The sequence below is a fragment of the Neopoerus faecalis genome (assembly GCF_029218125.1).
In the GTDB taxonomy this organism is placed as follows: Bacteria; Bacillota; Clostridia; order Oscillospirales; family Oscillospiraceae; genus Oscillibacter; species Oscillibacter faecalis_A.
This window is the reverse complement of record NZ_JARFXX010000004.1, coordinates 150,179-169,210: the sequence shown is the minus strand read 5'-3', so window position 1 is coordinate 169,210 and position 19,032 is coordinate 150,179. Positions and strand designations below refer to the sequence as shown.

The following is a 19,032-nucleotide window of genomic DNA, read 5'->3' as shown; positions in this document are numbered from 1 at the left end:
ATAAGGAGAGAAATTATGAAGTCCAAAAATGAGTTAGCCAAAGTTTCTTCTCGTCAACCAGCAAAGACGCCTAACGACTTAAGGGATGCACTTCAGTTAGTTGCAGATATGACGGGTGATGCCAAAAGGGCTGCAGAAGAAAATTCTTTGACATCTGCTGGTAAACCGAAATCCGAGTTAAGAGGTGCAACTAAAATTACAAATAGACTTAAGGAGGAGGGTATTGAAGCACATAAGAGAGGCCTTGTTCCAAAGCCGAATATGGAAGGGGGTCTTAAGAATAACGATATGCATGTTGCTGCCAAAGCCGCTTTAGAAGGTCTGAAATTATCTGAACAGCAACCCAAAAGTCTTCCGGATGGACATGACGAATAACACATTCTGTCGTTCCGATTAATTAGGAGATGCGATTTCTACTACGGGCCAAATTGGCCCGTAGTTTTTTAATGTGCGCCGAAGATGCTCTTTGCCACAGAGCCGGTTTTGAACAGGCAGAAGCAGAGCAGCACGGAATAGCCCATGCAGCCCCATATCGCGCCGATGGGGTCGCCGCCCGTGGCGATGCCCTGTATCAGCACCGCATAAATGGCAACACAGACGAGAATCAATAGCCCTTGAAAGCCCACGGCAAACAGGGACTTCAAATAGTTCTGCCCGGTATTGCCCAGCTCCCGGTTGGAGAGCGTGGCAACGGGGATGGGGGCTAAGCTGGTCAGTAGGTATATCTCGATCATGCGGCCATAGACGATAACGAAAATCACAATATTGATCGCCCACATGGTCACATGAATGAGCAGGGATTGCAGCCACAGCCCCAGCAGAGAGCCAAGCCCCAGCGTTTCCAGCGTGGCCTCCAAGTCGGCAAGCATGGCCTCTGAAATATCCGTTGAGCCTTGCACGATCCCGGCTGCCCGGGCGATGACGCTTTGGGACACATCGAACACGGCCATGACGATATTGAAAGTGTTGGACAAAATCAAAATGGCGCAGGCCGTTTTGAATATCCACTTGAAAAAGATCCAGTAGTCCAGATCGTGCAGGTTGTTCTTTTCGATAATGAGTTGGATCAGCTCATAGGTGGCAACGAAGGTGAGGATCAGACCGGCAATCGGCAGTATCACCGTTTCAGAAAGCTGCCGGATCAGGGAGAACACCCCGGCGTTCCATGCCGCCGGGGTGGTTCCCACTTGCACCGCAATCTCTCCGACACGGGAATTAACCGTATCAAAAAGCCCCGTGAGGTTGCCCATGATACCCTCGATCAGCAGCTCTTTTAGCCAGTCTGTTAGCCAGTCGGTGAGAAATCCCATGCTTTACGCCCTTAAAACAGGGTGGACAGCAGAGGGATCAGGGTCGTACCCAGCACGATGATGCCGCCGCCCGCCATGAGCTGTTTCATGCCCTGTGACTTTGCTGATGTGTGATAAAGAAGTAGTAGAAGTGTAAAAAATTTTGCCGTTCCTATCCGGCGTTTGCGCATTGCGCCGGATAGGTCGGGCGGTCATTCGGGCAGGTCTACCTTGCCAACGAAAGAGTAATAAATATCAATGTCCTGTCTGCGTGTGCCGTTCTCGTCATAGCTGCACTCATGCACAACGATTTTCTCCACAAACTCACGCAAAAGGGTAGGGGTAAGTTCTTCAAAGCTGGTGTACTTGCGGACAACATTCATAAACTTTTCTGCGTTTACCGTGGCTTCCTGCGCTTTGGAAAGCTCTGCCCGGATAGCGGCGGCTCTCTCTTTCAGTTCTTTCTGCTCGGCTTCATAGTCTGCCGACAGCTCCGTGAAACGCTCGTCTGAAATGCGCCCGGTCACGCTGTCCTCATACAGCCGCTTGAAGATAGCGGATAACTCGCTGATACGCTTCTCGGCGGCTTCCAGCTCCTTTTTCCTTGCGGCGTTCCTGCGCTTGCCCCCGTCCTCGTTCTGCTCGATCAGCAGCTTCATAAACCGGGCTTCGTGCTTCGCTGCATAGCTGGTGACTTTCCGCAGATTGTCGGTCACTCCGGCGGTCAACAGGTCGGTGCGGATAAAGTGCGCCGTACAGTCACGGGTACGCTTCTTGTAGCTCCCGCAGATATAACAATCCTGCTTGCGGGTGGCGTTCTGGTAACGCTGCTGGTAAAGGACGCTGCCGCAGTCGGCACAAAAGAGTATGCCGGAGAATAAGCCCACTTCATCATAGCGGTTCGGGCGTTTGCGCTGCTTGCGTAACTCCTGCACACGCTCCCACATCTGGGTGTCAATGATAGGCTCATGGTGGTTCTCGAAAATCGCCTGTTTCTCAATGGGGTTCTCTACGCTGTGCTTGGTCTTGTAGGACGGCTTCTCCGTCTTGAAGTTTACCAGACAGCCCGTGTACTCCCTGTTTTCAAGGATATGTACCACGGTATTGGTCGCCCACTTGCACTCATAGCCGGGGTGGTAGCGGCGGGTGCTTCCCGTCCGACGGTATTCCAGCGTTCCCGGCGTGGGGATCTCCTGCTCTGTGAGCATACGGGCTATCTTGGTCGGCCCGTTCCCGGCAAGGCACAAGCTGTAAATCTGCCGCACAACAGGGGCGGCTTCCCCGTCAATGATAAAATTTTCGTCCTCGTCCATAAAGTAGCCGTATACGGGTTTGCTCGTGACGGGCTTCCCGCTCATACCCTTAGACCGTTTTACTGCTTTGATTTTCTTGCTCGTATCTCTCACCAGCCATTCGTTAAAAATGTTCCGCAGAGGGGCAAAATCATTGTCGCCCTGTGCGCTGTCCACTCCGTCATTGATAGCGATAAAGCGGACGCCTTTCTGTGGGAAAATCATTTCCGTATACATTCCCACTTGCAGATAGTTTCGCCCTAACCGTGACATATCCTTGACGATAACGGTGCCGACTTTTCCGGCTTCAATGTCCGCAAGCATGGCTTGAAAACCGGGTCTTTGGAAGTTCGCCCCAGAATAACCGTCATCTGTGTACCATTGCAGATTGGAAAAGCCGTTCTGCTTCGCATAGGTTTCAAGAATACGCTTCTGGTTTGAAATAGAATTGCTCTCACCTTGCAGCTCGTCCTCGTGGGATAATCTCGGATAAAGGGCGGTAATAAGGTTTCGGGTGGTCTGTCTTAACATAGTGTCCTCCATTTCCGACAGCCAGCCCCACTATTCCGTATACTATCATACCACACGCCGGGGCTGGCTGTACAGTCCTTTCTGCTTCTTTACGTCCCGTCAAATTGCCGATTTTTGTGTAGCAGCTTCCGCTTCCAGCACTTTCAGCATTTTATCGGCGGCGGTGGCGGTGGTGTCCTGCTTGAAATAGCCGGAAACGACAAGGACAGAATTACCTATGCGGATTTCCGTCACGCAATCCGGGCGGCGGGTGCTGCGGTCATTCTTTGGGGTGTTGGTCATAGGCGGCTCTCCTTTCTGTTCATCAGCTTTTTCAGTTGTCCCATTTTCTCCTGCGCCGTGGCTTTTCGGAAGTTGCTCCCGGTAAAGCGGACAGGAGAACACATTTCAATCAGACGGTCATAAATGCGGGCGTGGGCGGTGTCCTCCGGGTGCTGCAAGTCCTCCAGCGTGAGATTAGTCGTGACGATCAGCGGCCTGCCGCTGCGGTAACGGCTGTCAATCACGTTGTAGACCTGCTCTAAGCCGTATTCCGTTCCCCGTTCCATTCCAAAATCGTCAAGGATAAGCAGCGGGAAGCTGCAAAGTCGGGAGATATATTCATTCCTGCCCTCAAAGCTGGCGGCAAGGTCACCCAATATCAATGCAAAGTTTGTCATGCACACGGGGATTTCACGCTCCATAAGGGCATTTGCGATACAGCCCGCAAAATAGCTCTTGCCTGTGCCAACGCCGCCCCATAGCAGATAGCCAATGTTGCGCTCTTTCATGGTTTCCCAGTTCTCCACATAGAAATGGGCGTGTTCCATTTGCGGGCACTTGCCGTTGTCGTTCTCAAACGTCCAGCCCTGCATAGCCGGGTCTGTAAAGCCCCGCCGCTTCAACCGCTCGACAGTTTCAAGGTGACTGCGCTGTTTCTCTGCGGCTTCCCGTTCCTCACGCTCTGCCCGCTGGCAGTCACATTCTGCCGGGTGGCGGTCACGCCCCAGCCATGCGGCGGTTTCTTTGGGGAAATAGCCCTCTTTGGGCTTGTGGCACTTCCCGCAGTATAAAAGCCCGTCCTCGCCGGTGTAGTCCTCCGGCTCCGGCGTGGTGTCGGTCATATTCAAAATCATTTCATCAAATCCATTCGTCATAAGCTCTCGCCCTCCTTACAGGTATAATCGGGTATGCCCTTTTTCGGGGCTTTCTTGGCTGCGTCCTCCTGCGCCCACTTGAAAATCGTGGCTGCATGGCTCTTGTATTTCCTCCCGCTGGAAGCGATATGGCAGGATAGGCGGTCAATGTAATACTCCCACTTGCCGGGAAGCTCTGTTTTCAGCCCGTCAAGCTCCGTATCGGAAAGAATGACATTGTGGTATCTGCCATAGGCGGCGGGGGCGGGGTGTCCCGTTTCTAACTCTCTCTCTTTTTCTATTTCTATATCTATCTCTTTCTCTATCTCTATCTCTGGTGGACAAATGTCCGCTCGATATGGTGGACATTTGTCCGCCCCTGTCTGCGGCAGGGCTTTTTGTTCCTGCAAAGCCAGCCGCGCCCTGCGCTTGCGCTCCCCCTCGGTAGAGGACTGGCCGATTAAAAGCTCAATGTTGCTCATGTAGAGTGCGCCGCTTGGCAAAGGCTCCACAAGCCCCAGCTTCATAAAGATTTTCAAAGCTCTCTCTACGGTACCTACCTGCTGGCGGGTAATGGTCGCAATCATCTGGGCGGTGTAGGGGATATTCTCGTCAAGCTGCAATTTCCCGCCGTTTTTCAGCGATTTCAAGTACAGCTTCAAGAGAATGTTGGAATAGATAACGCCGTCCTGCATACTTTCCAGCAGAACGATTGCATCATCGTCAAAATAGCTCTCTTTCAGCTTGAGGTAGTAATATTTGCGGTTATCTGCCATAGGCTGCGTCCTCCTTTTTCCAGCGTTTGGAATAATAGCGAGGGCATAGTATGATAACCGCCCGGAAGCTCTGTTTGCAGTTACGGGTGCAGCCCCGGCATAGGTCGTTGTAAGTGATACGGTTGCGGTGGTTGAGGAAGAAAGACCATTCCAGCCGCCGCTTCTTGCTCATTCTCGGCAATGGTAAGCTCCTTTCTGCCGTTCCTATCGGTGTAGCGGGATAGGGGGCATTTTCTGTATGTTCTCGGTATCATTTTCGGGCTTTTTCTGCCCTGTAAGCCCCGTTTGGAAGTCGGGGAGTATTGCGGTAAGGGTTCATATCATACCTGTATTTTTGTAGGGTTTCGGTATCATTTCGGGGCGGTCTTTAACGCTCCTGTTCACGCTTTTTCTGCTGGCTCGGTGCGCCCCTTAAAATCTGGTCGATATTGCGTCTGACTGTCTGAAGCTCCTGCGCCCGCTGGCGTTTCTCCCGGTAGTCGTTATATCCGGCGTTCTTCTGGACGGTAAGCTGCTCAATCTCCCTTTGCAGGGCTTTGCTGGCTGGCAGCTTGGTTATTCCATGCTCCCGGAAATAACGGGCGGCTGTGTCCGCTATGATAAAATCGCTTTCGTGCTGTTCCCGGTAGGCTCTCCGGGCTTTCTCCGATTTCTGCGCTTTCAGACCGTCACGGGCGGGCTTCGTGCCGATATAGCCCAAAAGGTTGCGCTGCAATTCCTTTTTCTCCCGGATAGCGGCTTCCAGCCCTTTCAGTCCGGCAAGGCTCTCCTGCGTGGCGGTGTTGGCTGCGGAAATGGCAGCGTCCAGCTCGTCCGGGGAAGAAAAGCCATACTGCTGGTAGAGCATGAGGGTAGCCGACATCTGTTTGAGGTTGTGCATGGTCGCCCACTTCTCATAGCCCCGTCCTTTCCCCTCGGCTCGCTTGGCGGCTATGTCTACCATGCGCTGTACAGCGTCATTGTTCGGGGCGTTTTTCGCTTCTTTTTTCGTCCGTAAGCGGTCTTTGATACTGCCGGGGTATTCCGCTATGGCTGCGGGTTTTTCGGCGGCTCTGGCGGCGTTCTGCTCCAAAACGGAGAGGACAGCAGCCCGGTCAAAATCGTCCCCCAGCTTCCGGGCGGTAATTGGCTTCGTCCTGTCCGGCGTGAGGTAACTTAGCCGCCCCCGGCTCTCCTTGACGGTCACACCATGCCGGAGAAGCAGGGCGGCAAACTCATCAAAGCCGGAAGCAGCGGCAAGGGCTTCCCGGATAGTCCGGCGCAGCTTCGCCTTATCCGTTTCAAACTTGGTCTGCCGGGGCGCGATACCGTCCGCAGCAATAGGGGCGTTGGCTCTGTCAAGGGCAGCCTGTCCTTTCTTCTGCGCCCAATACTCACGCTCGGTAATGCGTTCTTTGCTGCCGTTCAAAAGGTCTATCTGGTAAAGCCCCTCGCTGTGGCACATCTCCATGACTTCGGCTTTCAGATAGTTCATAGCTGCGTCCGTACAGCGGTGCTTGCAGCCTGCTTTCCTGTCCGCTGGCCTGTCCATGTGGGGCAGCATGGGAACCTCCGCAATCCGCAGACTGTTAATGACGATATGCACATGGATATTTTCGGTGTGGCTGTGTCCGTCCGGGTGGGTGCAGACAAGGGCCTGGTGTCCGGGGAAATGCTCGGCGCAGAACTTCTCGCCCAGCTCCTGCGCCCGATCAACGGTCAAGCCGTTGTCCGGGCCGTCCCGTGGGTCAAAGCTGATGATGTAGTGGTGGCTCTTTACGTCCTCCCGTTTCTGGTTCTTGCCGTAGCGGAGATTGGAGCGCATACAGGCAACGGCAAAATCCTCCCCGCCACAATTCAGAGAGGATATGCGGTAGTCTACCCTCGGTATGAGCCGCCCGTCTGCGTCAAGGGTGGGCTTCATGGTAAACTCGTCATGCTCGAATGTGAGGTATTTTTCAGCGTCCCCGTAGTTGGCATTTTTAGAGCTGATATGTTTGAGTATCGCCAACGGCTTCACCTACTTTCTGCAAGACTTCAAACTTCAAGGCGGCAAGGTCGGCGGCGGCTCCCCGCACTTCCTTTTCCAGCCCCCGGTAGGGGCTTCCGTATTCGTTCAGGCTCCGGGCAATCTGGTTTAAGTTGCCGCCGATTTTCCCGTACTCTGCCGTGAGCTTGGAGAGGGCGGCAAGCAGCCCGTCATTGACCGGGGAAACGGTGACAATGGGGCGTATGGTCGCTTTCCGTATGGCTTGCCGGATAAACTCGGACTGGCTGATTTCATAAGCCGCCAGCCGCCCGGTGAAGTCGGCGTATTCTTCATCGGTCATGCGGGTCTTTACCACATGACGGCGGTGGGGCGTATTGTATTTCTTTCGCATGGTCTGTGACCTCCTTTCTCGCCCGACAGGGCGCATAGCAGGGTTTGGGGAAGGCACTCCCCAACAAGATTCCCGCAGGGGCAAAAATAAGCGGAGAGCGAATTTTGGCACCTCGGTAGAATCTTGCTCTGAAAAACTCCGGCGTTCCCCGGCTCCCGTCCTTTCCGCTAACAAAACGTTTCAAAAGGGCTTTGCTACCCGCTATTCCGGCTTATCTTGAAAATTTTCCTTTCACTACCTACAACACCACGCAAAGCAAAATGGACGGAGATTTTTAGAATTTCCCCTCTATTCCCTACAACACCACGCAAGCCGGAATAGGCGGACAATGGCAGTATTTTTTTCTTTGATACCCTCTACGGATAAGTAAGGGATTTTGCCAACTGCGGCGGCTATTTTCCCTTTTGTTTTTTCATACTGGGGATTTTCAAAAATGCCAAACAGGAACGAAAAAAAGCAGCAAATCTGTTGAATAGATTTACTGCTTTCTGGTTGCCGGCGAAGCGGCGGTTATTCAGTTGTAGGCGGTAGGGCTATCTCCCAAAGCGGAACTTGAAAATAGCTGTGAGAAGCGTCTGGGTGATGTAGTCCTCTGTATCTTGGTCTACCCGTCCATTCACACGGGCGGCACATTGTATGCGGCGGCGGTAATACTGCAATACAGTTCCCACCGCTTCCGGCTCCCCGCTGGTGGCTTGGACGATTGTTTCATAGGGGAGAAGCCTATTATTTCTCATATGCCATTCCCTCCATTTCCGCTTGGAGCTGCCGTAGGACTTTTCGGATATGGTAGCCCGCTGTGCTGCGGCTGCGCCCGTACTGTCTGCCAATTTCGTGCTGTGGAATACGCTTGAAAAAGGACAGGTAAATCATTTCCCGCTCGTCAGTAAACTTAACTATGCCATATCAATCCCGCTTCTTTCCCGCCACCGGCACTAAGAACAGCGCGGGCAACAGCAGGAAAGCGGTACAGACCAGCCCCCAGGGTATGGACACCTGCTGGGCTACCAGCCCCACAATAGGCCCGCCGATGATCTGCCCGAAAGAGTCCAGCTGTCCGCTGGTGGAAAAGACTGTGGCGCGCATTTTCTCATCCACTTGGTCGTTCATCCAGGCGGCCAGCACAGGCTCCTTGATGGTGCGCATAAGCCCCGCCAGCAGGAACACCAACAACATGAACCAAAAGCTCCGCCCCACCGCGAAGAGAACCAGGAACAGGATATACCCGGCGCTGGTGGACATGACCACACTGGTTCGGCTGACAATCCCTTTTTTCTCCATGCGGGCGATGAGCAACTGAGAAGCCAGAATACCTAAGCCGTTGCCGATAAGACTGATAACACCGAACCAAGTGACGCTGTTCAGCGGCCCGATAACGGGTATTACCGTGTCATCCAGAAAATGAGCGGTGGAGAGCCGGTCAAAGCCTTCACTGGCAAGTCCCCCGCATAGTGTGATTGCTAAGAGCGCCAGCAACACAGGTGCGCCTTTCACAAAGCCCAGGTTGAGCTTGAACAGGCAGACAAAGTCTTTAAGCAAGCCCTGCCGTTCCTCAATAGCAGGGGAGAAGTTGGTTTCTGGCATGATGCGAACCATCACCAGCCCCAACAACAAGCACAAACTGCCCCCCAAGATGACAGGCATTTGCAGGTTTATGTTTCCCAGCAGTGTGCCCAGCACCACGCCCAGAACGCCGCCGATTTGCCCCATTTGACTGCCCCGCAGGAACACCTTGTCTATGGGTTTGTCCTCTTCCTCCGAGGCAATCCACGCCTCCAGAGCGCCGGTGATGAAGGTATCACCGCAACCCCAGACAACCTGGGCCAGCAGAACCGGCGCGAACCACGGTAGCGCACCCTCCATCAGAAAGCCCAGGCCGTAGAGGAACATTCCAATCAGCACCGAGCGCCGACGGCTATACAAATCCGCCACCACACCGGTGGGCATCTCGAACAGAAAGCAGGAGGTCTCCTGAACCGTCCCTACCAGGACAAGCTGGAAAGCATCCAGCTGCACCACCTCCAGGTGGTACACGATGGAAAGCACTGTGGACATAGAAACCGCCAGGGAAGAGACAAATCGGAACAGCAGGTAGACAGAATATGCCTTTGAATTTTTAGCAAACATGAAGTTACATTCTCCTTTCAAATCTCATTTTATATGACTTTTGCAAGCTGTTAAGCTAACTTGTGGAACATATGCCGAACCTTATCTATACGGCTATTCGGGCGGCGGGGCTGGATGACCGGCTGACCGACAGCGGCCTGATATCCTTTCAGCTCTGTAAGGCATACGCTCCGCCCGTTGGTGTAAAAGGCCAGATCAGTACGGTATGCCTGTATACAGCGGGCGGGAATCTCGCCAGTAAAGACAACTTCATCCTTTTTTACCTGGGCCGTTTCGATGGTGGCACAGTATTTCGGTGCATCATGATAAGCCCTGGAAAGGTATTCCTGGGGCGCATAGAGGATGAAGGAGAGATAAGGTTCCAGCAGCTGCGTCCCCGATTCCTTCAATGCCTGTTCCAATACAATCGGGGCCAATGAGCGGAAGTCCGCCGGCGTGCTGACCGGACTGTAATAAAGCCCGTATTCAAAGCAAATCTTACAGTCCGTTACGTTCCAGCCGAACAAGCCCTGCTCCAGCCCGTAACGGATACCATCCCTGACAGCGTTTTGAAAACTCTGGTTCAAGTATCCCAGCGAAACCCGGCTCTCGTATTGTACACCGGAGCCAAGCGAGAGTGGTGTAACAGACAGTCCTATGGATGCCCAAAACGGGTTGGGCGGCACCTCGATATGGATGGTGTGGCTGGCTGCTTTGAGCGGCCGCTCCATATAAATGACGGAGGGTTCCTTTACCACTGTTTCAAGCTTGTATTTTTCCGACAGCAAAGCGGAAACAACCTCCAACTGCACCCGGCCCAAAAAAGAAAGAATGATCTCATGGGTGATGGAATCCACTTCGCAACGCAAAAGCGGGTCAGTATCCGCAAGTTGCGTAAGAGCGTCCAGCAGCCGTTCTCTTTGCGCTGCCGTTTTCGGCGCAATCGTCGTCCGCAGCATGGGGAGGGGGTCCTCACGCCACCTTTTACGAGGGAGCCGGGTTTGGTCCCCTAATACATCGTTTAACCTCACGCTGTCGCTGGGAAGGATAACAATTTCACCCTGATAAGCGGTGTCTGTCCGAACAATTTCCCCTTTGGATGGAATACGCATCTCTGTGATTTTCAGCTTTTCTCTCCCGGCCAGGGCCACCGTATCCCGCAGGCGCAGCGTTCCGCTGTATAACCGTAGATAGACACGCCGCTGGCCGCAATCGGTGTACTCAACCTTGAAAACGCTGCCGCATAGGGCGGCGCCCCCCTGTTCCCCAATCGGTTGGAACAGCCCTGTCACCGCATCCATCAACGGTTGAATGCCAAGGCCATTTTTGGCGCTGCCATGATAGACTGGGAACAGGGAGGCGTCTTGAACCCGCTGCTGTTCCTCCCGCGCAAGTTTTTCCCGGCTGATTGGTTCTCCTGCGATATACTTTTCCAATAATTCATCGTTATTTTCGATGACCGCATCCCATGCTTCTATGTCGGTATTTTCCTCCAGGACTATTTCCGGGGACAGCGACACCGTCTGCTTGATGATAATATCGGCGGAGAGCTTATCCCGAACAGACTGAACCACGCTCTGCAAATCAACGCCAGCCTGGTCGATCTTGTTGATAAAGATAACGGTGGGAATGTTCATTTTCCGCAGGGCATGGAACAGAATACGGGTCTGGGCCTGCACGCCATCTTTAGCGGAGATCACCAAGATGGCCCCATCTAAAACAGCCAAAGAGCGGTACACCTCCGCCAAAAAATCCATGTGGCCGGGCGTATCCACAATGTTAACTTTACATCTGTGCCACTGGAAGGAAGTGACTGCCGCTTGAATGGTAATCCCACGCTGCCGCTCCAAAAACATGGTGTCCGTCCTCGTTGTCCCTTTTTCGACGCTCCCCGGTTCTGAAATGGCTCCGCTGGCATATAGCAGGCTCTCCGTCAAGGTCGTCTTTCCAGCGTCTACATGGGCAAGAATTCCAATATTGATTATTTTCATGTGATTGTCCTCCCTTTACAGCCCCAAAGGGCATAAAAATCCCCAGCAGTAAAATACTTTTACCACTGGGGATTATAAGTTGCGGACATACACATATACAGCATACACCTGTTTGTGATTGCTGTTTTTGGGGATATGTCAAAATTGATAAGGCAAAAGTATTCTTAAATTGGGTACAAAAAACTAAGCCCCTACAAAAGGAGCTATCATAATCCTTTGTTCCCACTATTTGATTATAGTTTTATTTAAGAATACCTTGCCGCATATTTTTTACTCCTTTTCTGGATTAAATCATTGTATCACATCAGTTTTAGGAAAGCAAGTACCTAAAAGAAATTTTTCTTCCCCTTATATGTAACAATCATACCGGCTTCCTAGCGTTCAGAATGTTTTCTGCTGTCTGCTGTGGTGTTTGGTTGGAATTGTCCAACCAAAAGCCGATCCGTGGTGTTGTCTGCATAAATGTATCGTATAAGGTTTCAACCGTAAAGCCGGAATAGCCTGTTTTCTCCCTGTATCGTTCCCTTCCTTTTATTGTTTCCACATCTGGACAAAGAACGACAACCTCAACAGGGTATTTATGCGGCACAAAAAATATGTACATGTAACTAATTCAACACATTTATAATTTGAATAGGGACATTATAGCATTTACTAAATACAAATTCAATGTATACGGAAATAAAGATATAAGGAGTGGGAAGGATTCCGCCGTAGTCGGCATTGTAGGAAAATCCAAAAGTTTAGATTTTCCCACAATGCTTATCTTTTGGTCTTTGGTTCGGAATAGTGTAGTGCTGGCGGTCTATCTCTTGTTTTCGGTTGCTTGCTTCCTTACCGTACATGAGCATTAGCGCCGGGGTTGTCCGAGCCATAGCCCTCCAGCAGATTGACCACGCCCCACACGCCGAGGCCAGCGCCGAGGGCAATCACAAGGGTCTGCAAAGTGGTGATGGCAGAAGTGAAAAACTGCATATAGCCTCCTATTCTCCGGGATATACCCGGCCATGAAAAAAGCCGCCCTTGCGGGCGGCAGCCTACTACCTTGGGACGAAATGTCACAAAGCTCTATACAAAAGCGTCCGGGTCGTCGAGGTCGTCATAGTTGAGGATGTCCTCGTCCTCGTCTGTGAGCGCCTCGTCCGGCACGGACACTTCGTACACCTCACATTCCTCGTTCATGCCCGGCCGCCTGCGGCGGTCAATAAGCCTGTCGAGGTCAAAGGCGTTTTTCACTTTATCGGCCTCCGCCGTAAAGCGATAATTGGGGTGCTGTTTCAAATCGTACTTTCTGGAATAGAACGGCGGCAGGCCCCGAAGCTGCAAAATGCACCGATCTCCGGGCATGGTGGCAAGCTCGCTGGGGGTCATCAGCTCCCGGCCCAGCCGCTGCGTATTCTGGCTGTAGCTTTCGGACTGGCCCCGTGAGTGTCCCTCGGTCTGCATGGAGATGGTGGCCTTACCCAGCCAGTTCTCGGATATTTCCTTGATGGTGGAGCTTTCGCGTCCACCGAGGAACAGCACACTATCCATGTTGCCGAGGATGGTTTCCGCGTTCTTGTCGTAGATGGCCTTGCACTGGGCCAACTGCTGATACAGCAGGCACAGGCTGATCTCACGGGAACGGATGACCGCCACCAGCTTTTCCAAGTTTGGCACCTGCCCGGTGTTGGCCGCCTCATCCCACAGCACCCGCACATGATGGGGCAGCCTGCCGCCGTGAACATTGTCCGCCCGTTCGCACAGGAGATTGAACATCTGCGAAAAGGCCAGCGCCACAAGGAAATTGTAGGTACTGTCCGTGTCGCTGATGCAGAAGAATGTTGCCGTCCGGCGATCTCCCATGCGGTCAAGCTCCAGTTCATCATAGGACATGATCTCCCGAAGCTGGGGAATATCAAAGGGAGCAAGCCGAGCGCCGCAGGAAATCAAAATGCTTTTGGCCGTCTTGCCGCTGCTGAGCTTGTATTTTTTATACTGCTTCACCGCAAAGCAATTCGGCTTGCGCTGTTCCAGCCCCTTGAACATATAGTCCACGGCGTTGAGAAAGTCCTCGTCATCCTCCTTGACCTCCATGCCGGAGATCATGTCCACCAGCGTATTCAGGTTCCGATCCTCCTCCGCACCCTCAAAAATGATGTAGGCAATCAGGGCGCAGTACAGAAGCGTTTCCGCTTTCGTCCAGAACGGATCGCCCTCCTTACCCTCGCCCTTGGTGTTGGAAATGAGGGCGTTGACAAACTTTAGAATGTCCGCCTCGGTCTTGATATACGCCAGCGGGTTATAGTGCATGGATTTTGAAAAATCAATGCTGTTGAACACCTTAATTTTGTAGCCCCGGCGCTGCAAAAAAGCGCCGACCTGCCCCAGCACACCGCCTTTGGGGTCTACCACCACATAGGAAGAATGAGCTTGCAGGAGTTGGGGCGTGAGCCAAAAGCGTGTCTTGCCCGAGCCGGACGAGCCGATGCCGCAGAAATTGAGGTTGCGGGCGTTGGCGGGATTTTTCGGACGGGTGTTCATGGTGAGCCGTTCCGTGGCGGTCAGCAGCATATTGTTTTCAAATTTAGGATCGACAAAGGGCTTGATGTCTTTTTCGTTGCCCCATGAAGCGTTTTGTCAAGTGCTTTTTTGAGTTATTGACGCAAATTATCGTGAAAGTGCGAAAGTGCAAAGTGCAAAGGGTCTGCGTTTTGCACTTTCAGCTTGCGGGTTCGGGTGGCTGCTTCTTCTTGATGAAGTTGTACCATTGACCGCCGACACGCCTTGCGCCTAAAATGCCGCCCATGCCGCGCTTGGCGTTCTGCACCGTCCTCTCGGATATTCCGGCTTCGGCTGCGGCTTTTACAATGTCCTCGCTTGCAAGCTCTTTCCCATCTGCAAGCAGTTCAAGTATCAGCCTTTCCGCTTGCTCGGTTTTGGTGGCGGTGTTGCCGCCCGCGCCGGACAGCAGCTCGTCGGCGGTTATATCGTATTCGCCTATCCACGAAAAGCCCGTTTCCGGGTCAAGGCAAAAGGCAACGGGCTTTCCCTCCGGCGCAAGGGAAGATTTGTCATGGACGATAACGCGCACATTCGGTTCTCGCTTCACGCGCCCGATCAGCAGGACGCTCCTTGCTGCGGCGCGGAAGTCGATGGAACCTAAGCCCCGGTATGCGCTCTGCCCTCCGGCAGCTTTGTTGAGATGTCCGATAAGGATAACGGCGCACCCGGTACGCTCGGCAACATCGGCAAGGCGGCGGAACATGGGGCGCACTTCGTTTGCCCGGTTCATGTCGGTTTTTTCGCCCATGTACGCCTGTATGGGGTCAAGGATAATCAGCCGCGCCCCGTTCTGCGTGATTGCCTTTTCTATGCGCTCATCGGAGAGGGTAAGCTCCCGCTTGGCTTCATCAATCACAAGCACGCGGTCAAGGTCGGCTTCGGCTTCCATCAAGCGGGGCTTGACGGTATCGCCCAAACCGTCCTCGGCGGTCTGGTAAATTACTTGGAATGGCGGCAAGGGCTTCATTCCCGGCAGCGTTCCCCCGGTGGTGCAGGCGGCGGCAAGGCGTAGGGCAAAGGTGGTCTTTCCCTCGCCGGGGTTGCCCTGTACTATGGTTACTTTCCCAAAGGGGATATACGGCTCCCATAGCCATTCAACGGTCTGTGTGTCAACCTCGCTCATGCGGATAATCTCAACGGTTTCTTCCTGCGGCGGCTCTTTCAGTCCATAGACCGCTTCGCGGAGATACTTCCCGTCTGTGATTTCTCCCCTGCGCGTCTGTACCTCATTCCAGTCTTTGAAAAGAGGGATAAGGCGGTGGACGGTCAAGCCCTCCGGCATAAGCTCCACAAGGCGGCTGCAAGCGTCGTTTCCGGCTTGGTCGCTGTCAAGGCAGAGGTAAACGGTCTTGATGTTCGGACGGTCAGAGAGGAAACGCAGCAGGGCTTTTTCTCCCACGCCGCCTAACGCCAGATAGCTTTGCCTCTGCCAGTCCTTTTTGAACAGACAGAGGAAAGATAAGAGGTCTATCGGGGCTTCAAAAACAAACAATCTTTCGCCCTCGCCCCGGTAGCAGAAGTTAAAGGCTTTGTCGCTGCCTTTCACATCAAGCCGGAAGTTTCCCGCCGTTCCCTTGCTGTGGGCGTAGCGCGGTATTCCGTCCTCGTCCCGCCCTATGAATACGGCGTTGTGGTGGGCGGCTTCCTCGTAAATATCCCCGGTGGCAAAGAAAAAGCCCGTCACATCTTCGTCAATGCGGCGGGCGGCTGTGAGGTAGTTCCTCGCTATGCGGTTGTCGGTGCTGCGGGGTGGTAGTCGGAAGTCAGAGAGGGGCGCGGGGCTTGGTCTGTCCGGCGGCGGGGCTGCGCCTTTTTCTCCTGTCAGCATTTCAACGGCTTCGGTAAAGCTCTTGCCGAAAAACTCCATGACAAAATCAATGGGGCCGCCGCCTTTGCTCTGGCTGTGCCTGTACCACTTGTTTCCCCGGATTGTCAGGCTGTCATGCCGCTTCCAGCGGTACTCCTGTCCGGCGCGGGTAAGCTGCTCGCCCAGTCCTTGCAGAAAAGAAACAAGGTCGGCTTGGTTGGCGCGGTCTATCTGTTCTTGGGTGTAATACATAAAAGTTCAACTCCTTTCAGCGGTCTATATCGTGCCGCTTGGTGCGGTTCTGTGTCTGCTCCGGCTGCTCGGCTTTCAGCGCAATATCCACGCATTTGCGTATCTTCTGAAGCTCGGCAACTTCGGCGCGGGCAGCTTTCAGTTTGGTGTAGTCGGTATCTCTCTGCGCTTTGAGGTCAGCGTATTCCTGTTTCCATTCGGAGATAGGCAGCGTCTTTGTATCCGTCAGATTTGCATGGAGATAGCGGCTTGCTGCGTTCCATAGAGTCAGCTCGGCGCGGTGGGCTTCCTCATACTTATCCCGTTTGTTCGTCCAGCCATTTTTCAGCTTTTTCAGTTCGGCATGAATGGGCTTGTACTGCAAATAATTCTCGCCGTTCTCTATCAGCTTTTGCAGCTCTTTCATGCGCTGCTCGGCGGTTTTCATTCCCTCCCGGATTGAATAGGCTCTATCACTGACAGAGGAAAGAGAAGCGTCCAGCTCGTCAAGATTAGAGATACCATGCTCGGAAAGATAGTTGACCGCTGCCGCTATGGTTTTCAGTTCATCGGCTGTGTGCTGTTGTTGCCAACTCTGCGAATACTTCCGGCTCTTTTCTCTCTGAATGCTCAAATACTTCATCAACAGATTTGCAAGGTTGGGAGATTGCGGCGGCTGTTCCGGGGCGGTTTCCCGCGCTTTGAACAGGTCGGCAATCCATTCCTTGAGCTTCCCAATCTGCGCCCGGATTTCCCGGATAAGGCGGTTTGCCTTTTGGATATTTCGGTTCAGTTCGCCTTTCTCGGTGGCGATGCCTTTCTTCTCCATCTGGCAAGCCGCCACGCCCATGTGGACGGTGGGTATTTCGTCTATGCCGCGCTCGGCGTTGCTGCGGTGGTCGATACGCTCCGGGCTTCCGTTTCTCTCCAAAAAGTCGTTGGTAAAGTCAGCCCACGCCTTGCGCCACAAGAGGGTGTTGTCCTTGTCGTTCCAGCCTGTAAGGTCAATTTTGTGCGTCTTGTATCTGCCGCTTGGCAAGCGGATACGCTCACCGTTTTCATCAAGGTCATATTCCTTTTTGGATTTCGCCGCCCATGCTCCGCGCTCGTCAAGTGGTCGCATAGTCAGCATGATATGACAATGGGGGTTGCCGCTGTCGGTGTCGTGAATGGCAAAATCCACACACATTCCTCTGGAAACAAATTGAGAGGAACAGTATTCCCGGACAAGCCGGATCTGTTCCTCTCTGGATAATTCTATGGGGAGCGCTGCGTCAATCTCACGCGCAAGCTGGGCGTTCCCGGCTTTCTCGTAAAGTTCCACGCTGTTCCACAAGGTTGAACGGTCAGAGAAAGAGGGCGGTGCGTGGGGCGGCAGCATGATTTCTGTATGGACAACGCCGCCTTTACGGGTGTAGTCATGGGTCATTCCGTCCCATTCGTTTGTCAGCTTTTCACCGCTTCGGTAGGCGGCTGCGGCAACGGCTGATTTGCCTTTTCCTCGGCTCACAATGCCGATGTTCCAATGGTAAATGGCTATGGGTATCACCTCCCGGATAGGATAATAAAACCCGCAAAAATGGTACAGACGCCAACGGCGGGTGTACTGTTTTTGTGGGTGTGCAGGGATAGCCGCGAAGCGGCGCAAGGGGTGCAGCCCCTTGTTGCGGCAAAGCCGCCATATCGGAGCGCGGGGAAAGCTCCCTGTGCGGAGATAAGCCCTCGGCAGAGCGCACACGCCCGCAAGGGTGTATAAGTGCGCCCTTAGTTCCTAAGGGATTTTCAGCTTGTCGTTTCCTCGGCTCGTTTTCTCAAAAACTCCCGTACCGGCTCACTCGTTAATGCAAGCCGGAGAAGCGCGGCAGCTTCCTCGTCGGTCATGCCCTTTGCTTCCGGCACAATGCTTTCAAAGACCGCGCCCCGGACGATAAGGCGGTGGCTGCGTGTCCTGCGTTCCTCTTTGGATAGCTTCTGACGTAACATCTTTTCCCGGTTTTCAAGCTGCCGGAGTTTCTTCTTTCCGTCCTCAATCTCGGCTTGCAGCTCCTCGCGGGTTTTCTCTCTTGGCTTTGTCATGGTTGGTCGCTCCTTTCTGCTTATGGCTAAAAGAAAAGAGCAGCCGTTTTCTGTACGAAAATAGCTGCTCTCAGTTGGTGTATTCTGTTATTGAGTAGGCGTTATCTGCCCGATAAACTGGAATTTACTCAACTGTAATGCTTGTTGCAACGAGTAAGTTTGTCTGTTCTTCTATTGCACTTTCAATAATTACTTTATCTCCAATTTGGGCATTAGTTTCACAATCCTTTGTTAGCCAAAACTGAATATCTTCATTGTCGGTGGTAATTGAGATATATGCGCGACCTTGGCGATCTCCCTCATTTACTACACTCATAGCACGGTCTGTGACTGTTCCGTAGTAAGTTTTTTCAGACCCCTCTACCAATTTGTTGCCGCAAGCAGCCAAACAAAGGAGCAATACCAAAACCAAAACAAGTGCTATCAATTTTTTCATACAATCACACTCCTTTGTAAAATTCCGATTTGTCGCTCCGTTGCTTGGCTAAAGTATAGCACAAAACTGTGAACCAGTCTACCTCATTTCAACCTGTCAGCGGCATTATTTTCTCTGGCATACCTTCGCGCTGCTTCCCGCCGTTCCTCGCTGTATGGGGCGGTCAGACGGAAAGAGAAACGCCCCTTGCGGATTTCAAACTCCATGCAGCCCGTGTCCGGGTCTGCGTCGGTCTGACGGCACTCGCCGGGGTGGGCTGTGGCATAGGCGGTTAGCCTGTTCTTGAGGTCGGTGTTGTGGGTGCGGATATAGATTAGCGGGTCTTTCTCGTCAAACCAAATATCGGTGGTCTTTTCCTGCTTCGTAAGCCCTGTTCTCATAAACTCTCCTTTCTGCGCCCCTGTTACGCAATAGGGGCATTTTTCGGGTGTTTTTCCCGGCTCTTGACTTGGGAAAAATGAGGATTTTCAAATAGAAA

The 19,032-nt window shown here is 53.0% G+C and carries 18 protein-coding genes and 3 pseudogenes; 1 reads left to right on the top strand and 20 read right to left on the bottom strand.

Features of this window, described 5'->3' with window-relative positions; all coding sequences use genetic code 11:
- Nucleotides 1-15 precede the first annotated feature (15 nt).
- A complete protein-coding gene (locus PY311_RS06630) occupies nucleotides 16-375 on the top strand; it encodes a hypothetical protein (RefSeq protein ID WP_286147873.1) in 360 nt (119 codons plus the stop codon).
- A gap of 68 nt (nucleotides 376-443) precedes the next feature.
- On the opposite strand, the gene PY311_RS06625 is transcribed toward PY311_RS06630, so the two are convergent.
- The 20 genes and pseudogenes from PY311_RS06625 to PY311_RS06530 all read right to left on the bottom strand — a co-directional run bounded on the left by PY311_RS06625 (nucleotide 444) and on the right by PY311_RS06530 (nucleotide 18,934).
- Entirely contained in the window at nucleotides 444-1,310 is an 867-nt protein-coding gene (locus PY311_RS06625) for a VirB6/TrbL-like conjugal transfer protein, CD1112 family (protein WP_286147872.1), read from the bottom strand.
- An 11-nt stretch (nucleotides 1,311-1,321) separates the two neighbouring features.
- A pseudogene (locus PY311_RS12655) lies at nucleotides 1,322-1,414 on the bottom strand (Maff2 family mobile element protein); the annotation flags it as partial.
- An 87-nt stretch (nucleotides 1,415-1,501) separates the two neighbouring features.
- Complete coding sequence (locus PY311_RS06615) at nucleotides 1,502-3,112, bottom strand: recombinase family protein (RefSeq protein WP_002605633.1); 1,611 nt, start codon at nucleotides 3,110-3,112, stop codon at nucleotides 1,502-1,504.
- A 99-nt stretch (nucleotides 3,113-3,211) separates the two neighbouring features.
- Complete coding sequence (locus PY311_RS06610; protein WP_002605634.1) at nucleotides 3,212-3,394, bottom strand: transposon-encoded TnpW family protein; 183 nt, start codon at nucleotides 3,392-3,394, stop codon at nucleotides 3,212-3,214.
- On the bottom strand, nucleotides 3,391-4,248 hold the full coding sequence (locus PY311_RS06605) for an ATP-binding protein (protein WP_002605635.1): 858 nt from the start codon (nucleotides 4,246-4,248) through the stop codon (nucleotides 3,391-3,393). The genes PY311_RS06610 and PY311_RS06605 overlap by 4 nt, the downstream gene beginning before the upstream one ends.
- A complete protein-coding gene (locus PY311_RS06600) occupies nucleotides 4,245-5,003 on the bottom strand; it encodes a phage replisome organizer N-terminal domain-containing protein (protein WP_002605636.1) in 759 nt (252 codons plus the stop codon). Before PY311_RS06600 ends, PY311_RS06605 begins: the two co-directional genes overlap by 4 nt.
- Nucleotides 4,993-5,184 (bottom strand): hypothetical protein, encoded by a 192-nt coding sequence (locus tag PY311_RS06595; RefSeq protein ID WP_286147871.1) that lies wholly within the window; start codon nucleotides 5,182-5,184, stop codon nucleotides 4,993-4,995. The genes PY311_RS06600 and PY311_RS06595 overlap by 11 nt, the downstream gene beginning before the upstream one ends.
- A 186-nt stretch (nucleotides 5,185-5,370) precedes the next feature.
- Nucleotides 5,371-6,993 carry a relaxase/mobilization nuclease domain-containing protein gene (locus tag PY311_RS06590; RefSeq protein WP_002602093.1) on the bottom strand — a complete coding sequence of 541 codons (1,623 nt, stop codon included), beginning with the start codon at nucleotides 6,991-6,993 and terminating at the stop codon, nucleotides 5,371-5,373.
- The gene (locus tag PY311_RS06585; RefSeq protein WP_002602094.1) at nucleotides 6,965-7,363 is read right to left on the bottom strand and encodes a plasmid mobilization protein; all 399 of its coding nucleotides are present in this window, start codon (nucleotides 7,361-7,363) and stop codon (nucleotides 6,965-6,967) included. The genes PY311_RS06590 and PY311_RS06585 overlap by 29 nt, the downstream gene beginning before the upstream one ends.
- A 533-nt stretch (nucleotides 7,364-7,896) precedes the next feature.
- Nucleotides 7,897-8,100: a helix-turn-helix domain-containing protein gene (locus tag PY311_RS06580; RefSeq protein ID WP_003505336.1), complete on the bottom strand. Its 204-nt coding sequence runs from the start codon at nucleotides 8,098-8,100 to the stop codon at nucleotides 7,897-7,899.
- Nucleotides 8,090-8,236, bottom strand: a complete 147-nt coding sequence (locus tag PY311_RS06575; RefSeq protein WP_434059933.1) for a hypothetical protein — start codon at nucleotides 8,234-8,236, stop codon at nucleotides 8,090-8,092. The genes PY311_RS06580 and PY311_RS06575 overlap by 11 nt, the downstream gene beginning before the upstream one ends.
- Nucleotides 8,237-8,269: 33 nt before the next feature.
- Nucleotides 8,270-9,490, bottom strand: a complete 1,221-nt coding sequence (gene tet(40), locus PY311_RS06570) for a tetracycline efflux MFS transporter Tet(40) (RefSeq protein ID WP_286147866.1) — start codon at nucleotides 9,488-9,490, stop codon at nucleotides 8,270-8,272.
- Nucleotides 9,491-9,540: 50 nt separating this feature from the next.
- Nucleotides 9,541-11,460, bottom strand: a complete 1,920-nt coding sequence (gene tet(W) / locus PY311_RS06565) for a tetracycline resistance ribosomal protection protein Tet(W) (RefSeq protein WP_069988272.1) — start codon at nucleotides 11,458-11,460, stop codon at nucleotides 9,541-9,543.
- 846 nt (nucleotides 11,461-12,306) lie between these two features.
- Nucleotides 12,307-12,435 (bottom strand): annotated as a pseudogene (locus tag PY311_RS06560) (Maff2 family mobile element protein); the annotation flags it as partial.
- 93 nt (nucleotides 12,436-12,528) lie between these two features.
- Nucleotides 12,529-14,076, bottom strand: a pseudogene (locus tag PY311_RS06555) (VirD4-like conjugal transfer protein, CD1115 family); the annotation flags it as partial.
- An 85-nt stretch (nucleotides 14,077-14,161) separates the two neighbouring features.
- The gene (locus PY311_RS06550) at nucleotides 14,162-16,063 is read right to left on the bottom strand and encodes an AAA family ATPase (protein WP_286147864.1); all 1,902 of its coding nucleotides are present in this window, start codon (nucleotides 16,061-16,063) and stop codon (nucleotides 14,162-14,164) included.
- 16 nt (nucleotides 16,064-16,079) lie between these two features.
- Entirely contained in the window at nucleotides 16,080-17,591 is a 1,512-nt protein-coding gene (gene mobQ, locus PY311_RS06545; protein ID WP_434059936.1) for a MobQ family relaxase, read from the bottom strand.
- Between the two features lie 233 nt (nucleotides 17,592-17,824).
- Nucleotides 17,825-18,118: a DUF3847 domain-containing protein gene (locus PY311_RS06540; RefSeq protein WP_286147863.1), complete on the bottom strand. Its 294-nt coding sequence runs from the start codon at nucleotides 18,116-18,118 to the stop codon at nucleotides 17,825-17,827.
- A gap of 124 nt (nucleotides 18,119-18,242) precedes the next feature.
- On the bottom strand, nucleotides 18,243-18,554 hold the full coding sequence (locus PY311_RS06535; RefSeq protein ID WP_286147861.1) for a hypothetical protein: 312 nt from the start codon (nucleotides 18,552-18,554) through the stop codon (nucleotides 18,243-18,245).
- Between the two features lie 83 nt (nucleotides 18,555-18,637).
- The gene (locus PY311_RS06530; protein ID WP_286147860.1) at nucleotides 18,638-18,934 is read right to left on the bottom strand and encodes a hypothetical protein; all 297 of its coding nucleotides are present in this window, start codon (nucleotides 18,932-18,934) and stop codon (nucleotides 18,638-18,640) included.
- Between the last annotated feature and the right edge of the window lie 98 nt (nucleotides 18,935-19,032).

What these genes read in the sequence shown, in the direction of transcription:
- PY311_RS06530 (WP_286147860.1), bottom strand. Translation starts at nt 18,934, where the DNA reads ATGAGAACAGGGCTTACGAAGCAGGAAAAGACCACCGATATTTGGTTT.
- PY311_RS06550 (WP_286147864.1), bottom strand. Translation starts at nt 16,063, where the DNA reads ATGTATTACACCCAAGAACAGATAGACCGCGCCAACCAAGCCGACCTT.
- PY311_RS06580 (WP_003505336.1), bottom strand. Translation starts at nt 8,100, where the DNA reads ATGAGAAATAATAGGCTTCTCCCCTATGAAACAATCGTCCAAGCCACC.
- PY311_RS06535 (WP_286147861.1), bottom strand. Translation starts at nt 18,554, where the DNA reads ATGAAAAAATTGATAGCACTTGTTTTGGTTTTGGTATTGCTCCTTTGT.
- PY311_RS06615 (WP_002605633.1), bottom strand. Translation starts at nt 3,112, where the DNA reads ATGTTAAGACAGACCACCCGAAACCTTATTACCGCCCTTTATCCGAGA.
- PY311_RS06625 (WP_286147872.1), bottom strand. Translation starts at nt 1,310, where the DNA reads ATGGGATTTCTCACCGACTGGCTAACAGACTGGCTAAAAGAGCTGCTG.
- PY311_RS06630 (WP_286147873.1), top strand. Translation starts at nt 16, where the DNA reads ATGAAGTCCAAAAATGAGTTAGCCAAAGTTTCTTCTCGTCAACCAGCA.
- PY311_RS06575 (WP_434059933.1), bottom strand. Translation starts at nt 8,236, where the DNA reads ATGATTTACCTGTCCTTTTTCAAGCGTATTCCACAGCACGAAATTGGC.
- PY311_RS06605 (WP_002605635.1), bottom strand. Translation starts at nt 4,248, where the DNA reads ATGACGAATGGATTTGATGAAATGATTTTGAATATGACCGACACCACG.
- PY311_RS06585 (WP_002602094.1), bottom strand. Translation starts at nt 7,363, where the DNA reads ATGCGAAAGAAATACAATACGCCCCACCGCCGTCATGTGGTAAAGACC.
- PY311_RS06610 (WP_002605634.1), bottom strand. Translation starts at nt 3,394, where the DNA reads ATGACCAACACCCCAAAGAATGACCGCAGCACCCGCCGCCCGGATTGC.
- PY311_RS06600 (WP_002605636.1), bottom strand. Translation starts at nt 5,003, where the DNA reads ATGGCAGATAACCGCAAATATTACTACCTCAAGCTGAAAGAGAGCTAT.
- PY311_RS06540 (WP_286147863.1), bottom strand. Translation starts at nt 18,118, where the DNA reads ATGACAAAGCCAAGAGAGAAAACCCGCGAGGAGCTGCAAGCCGAGATT.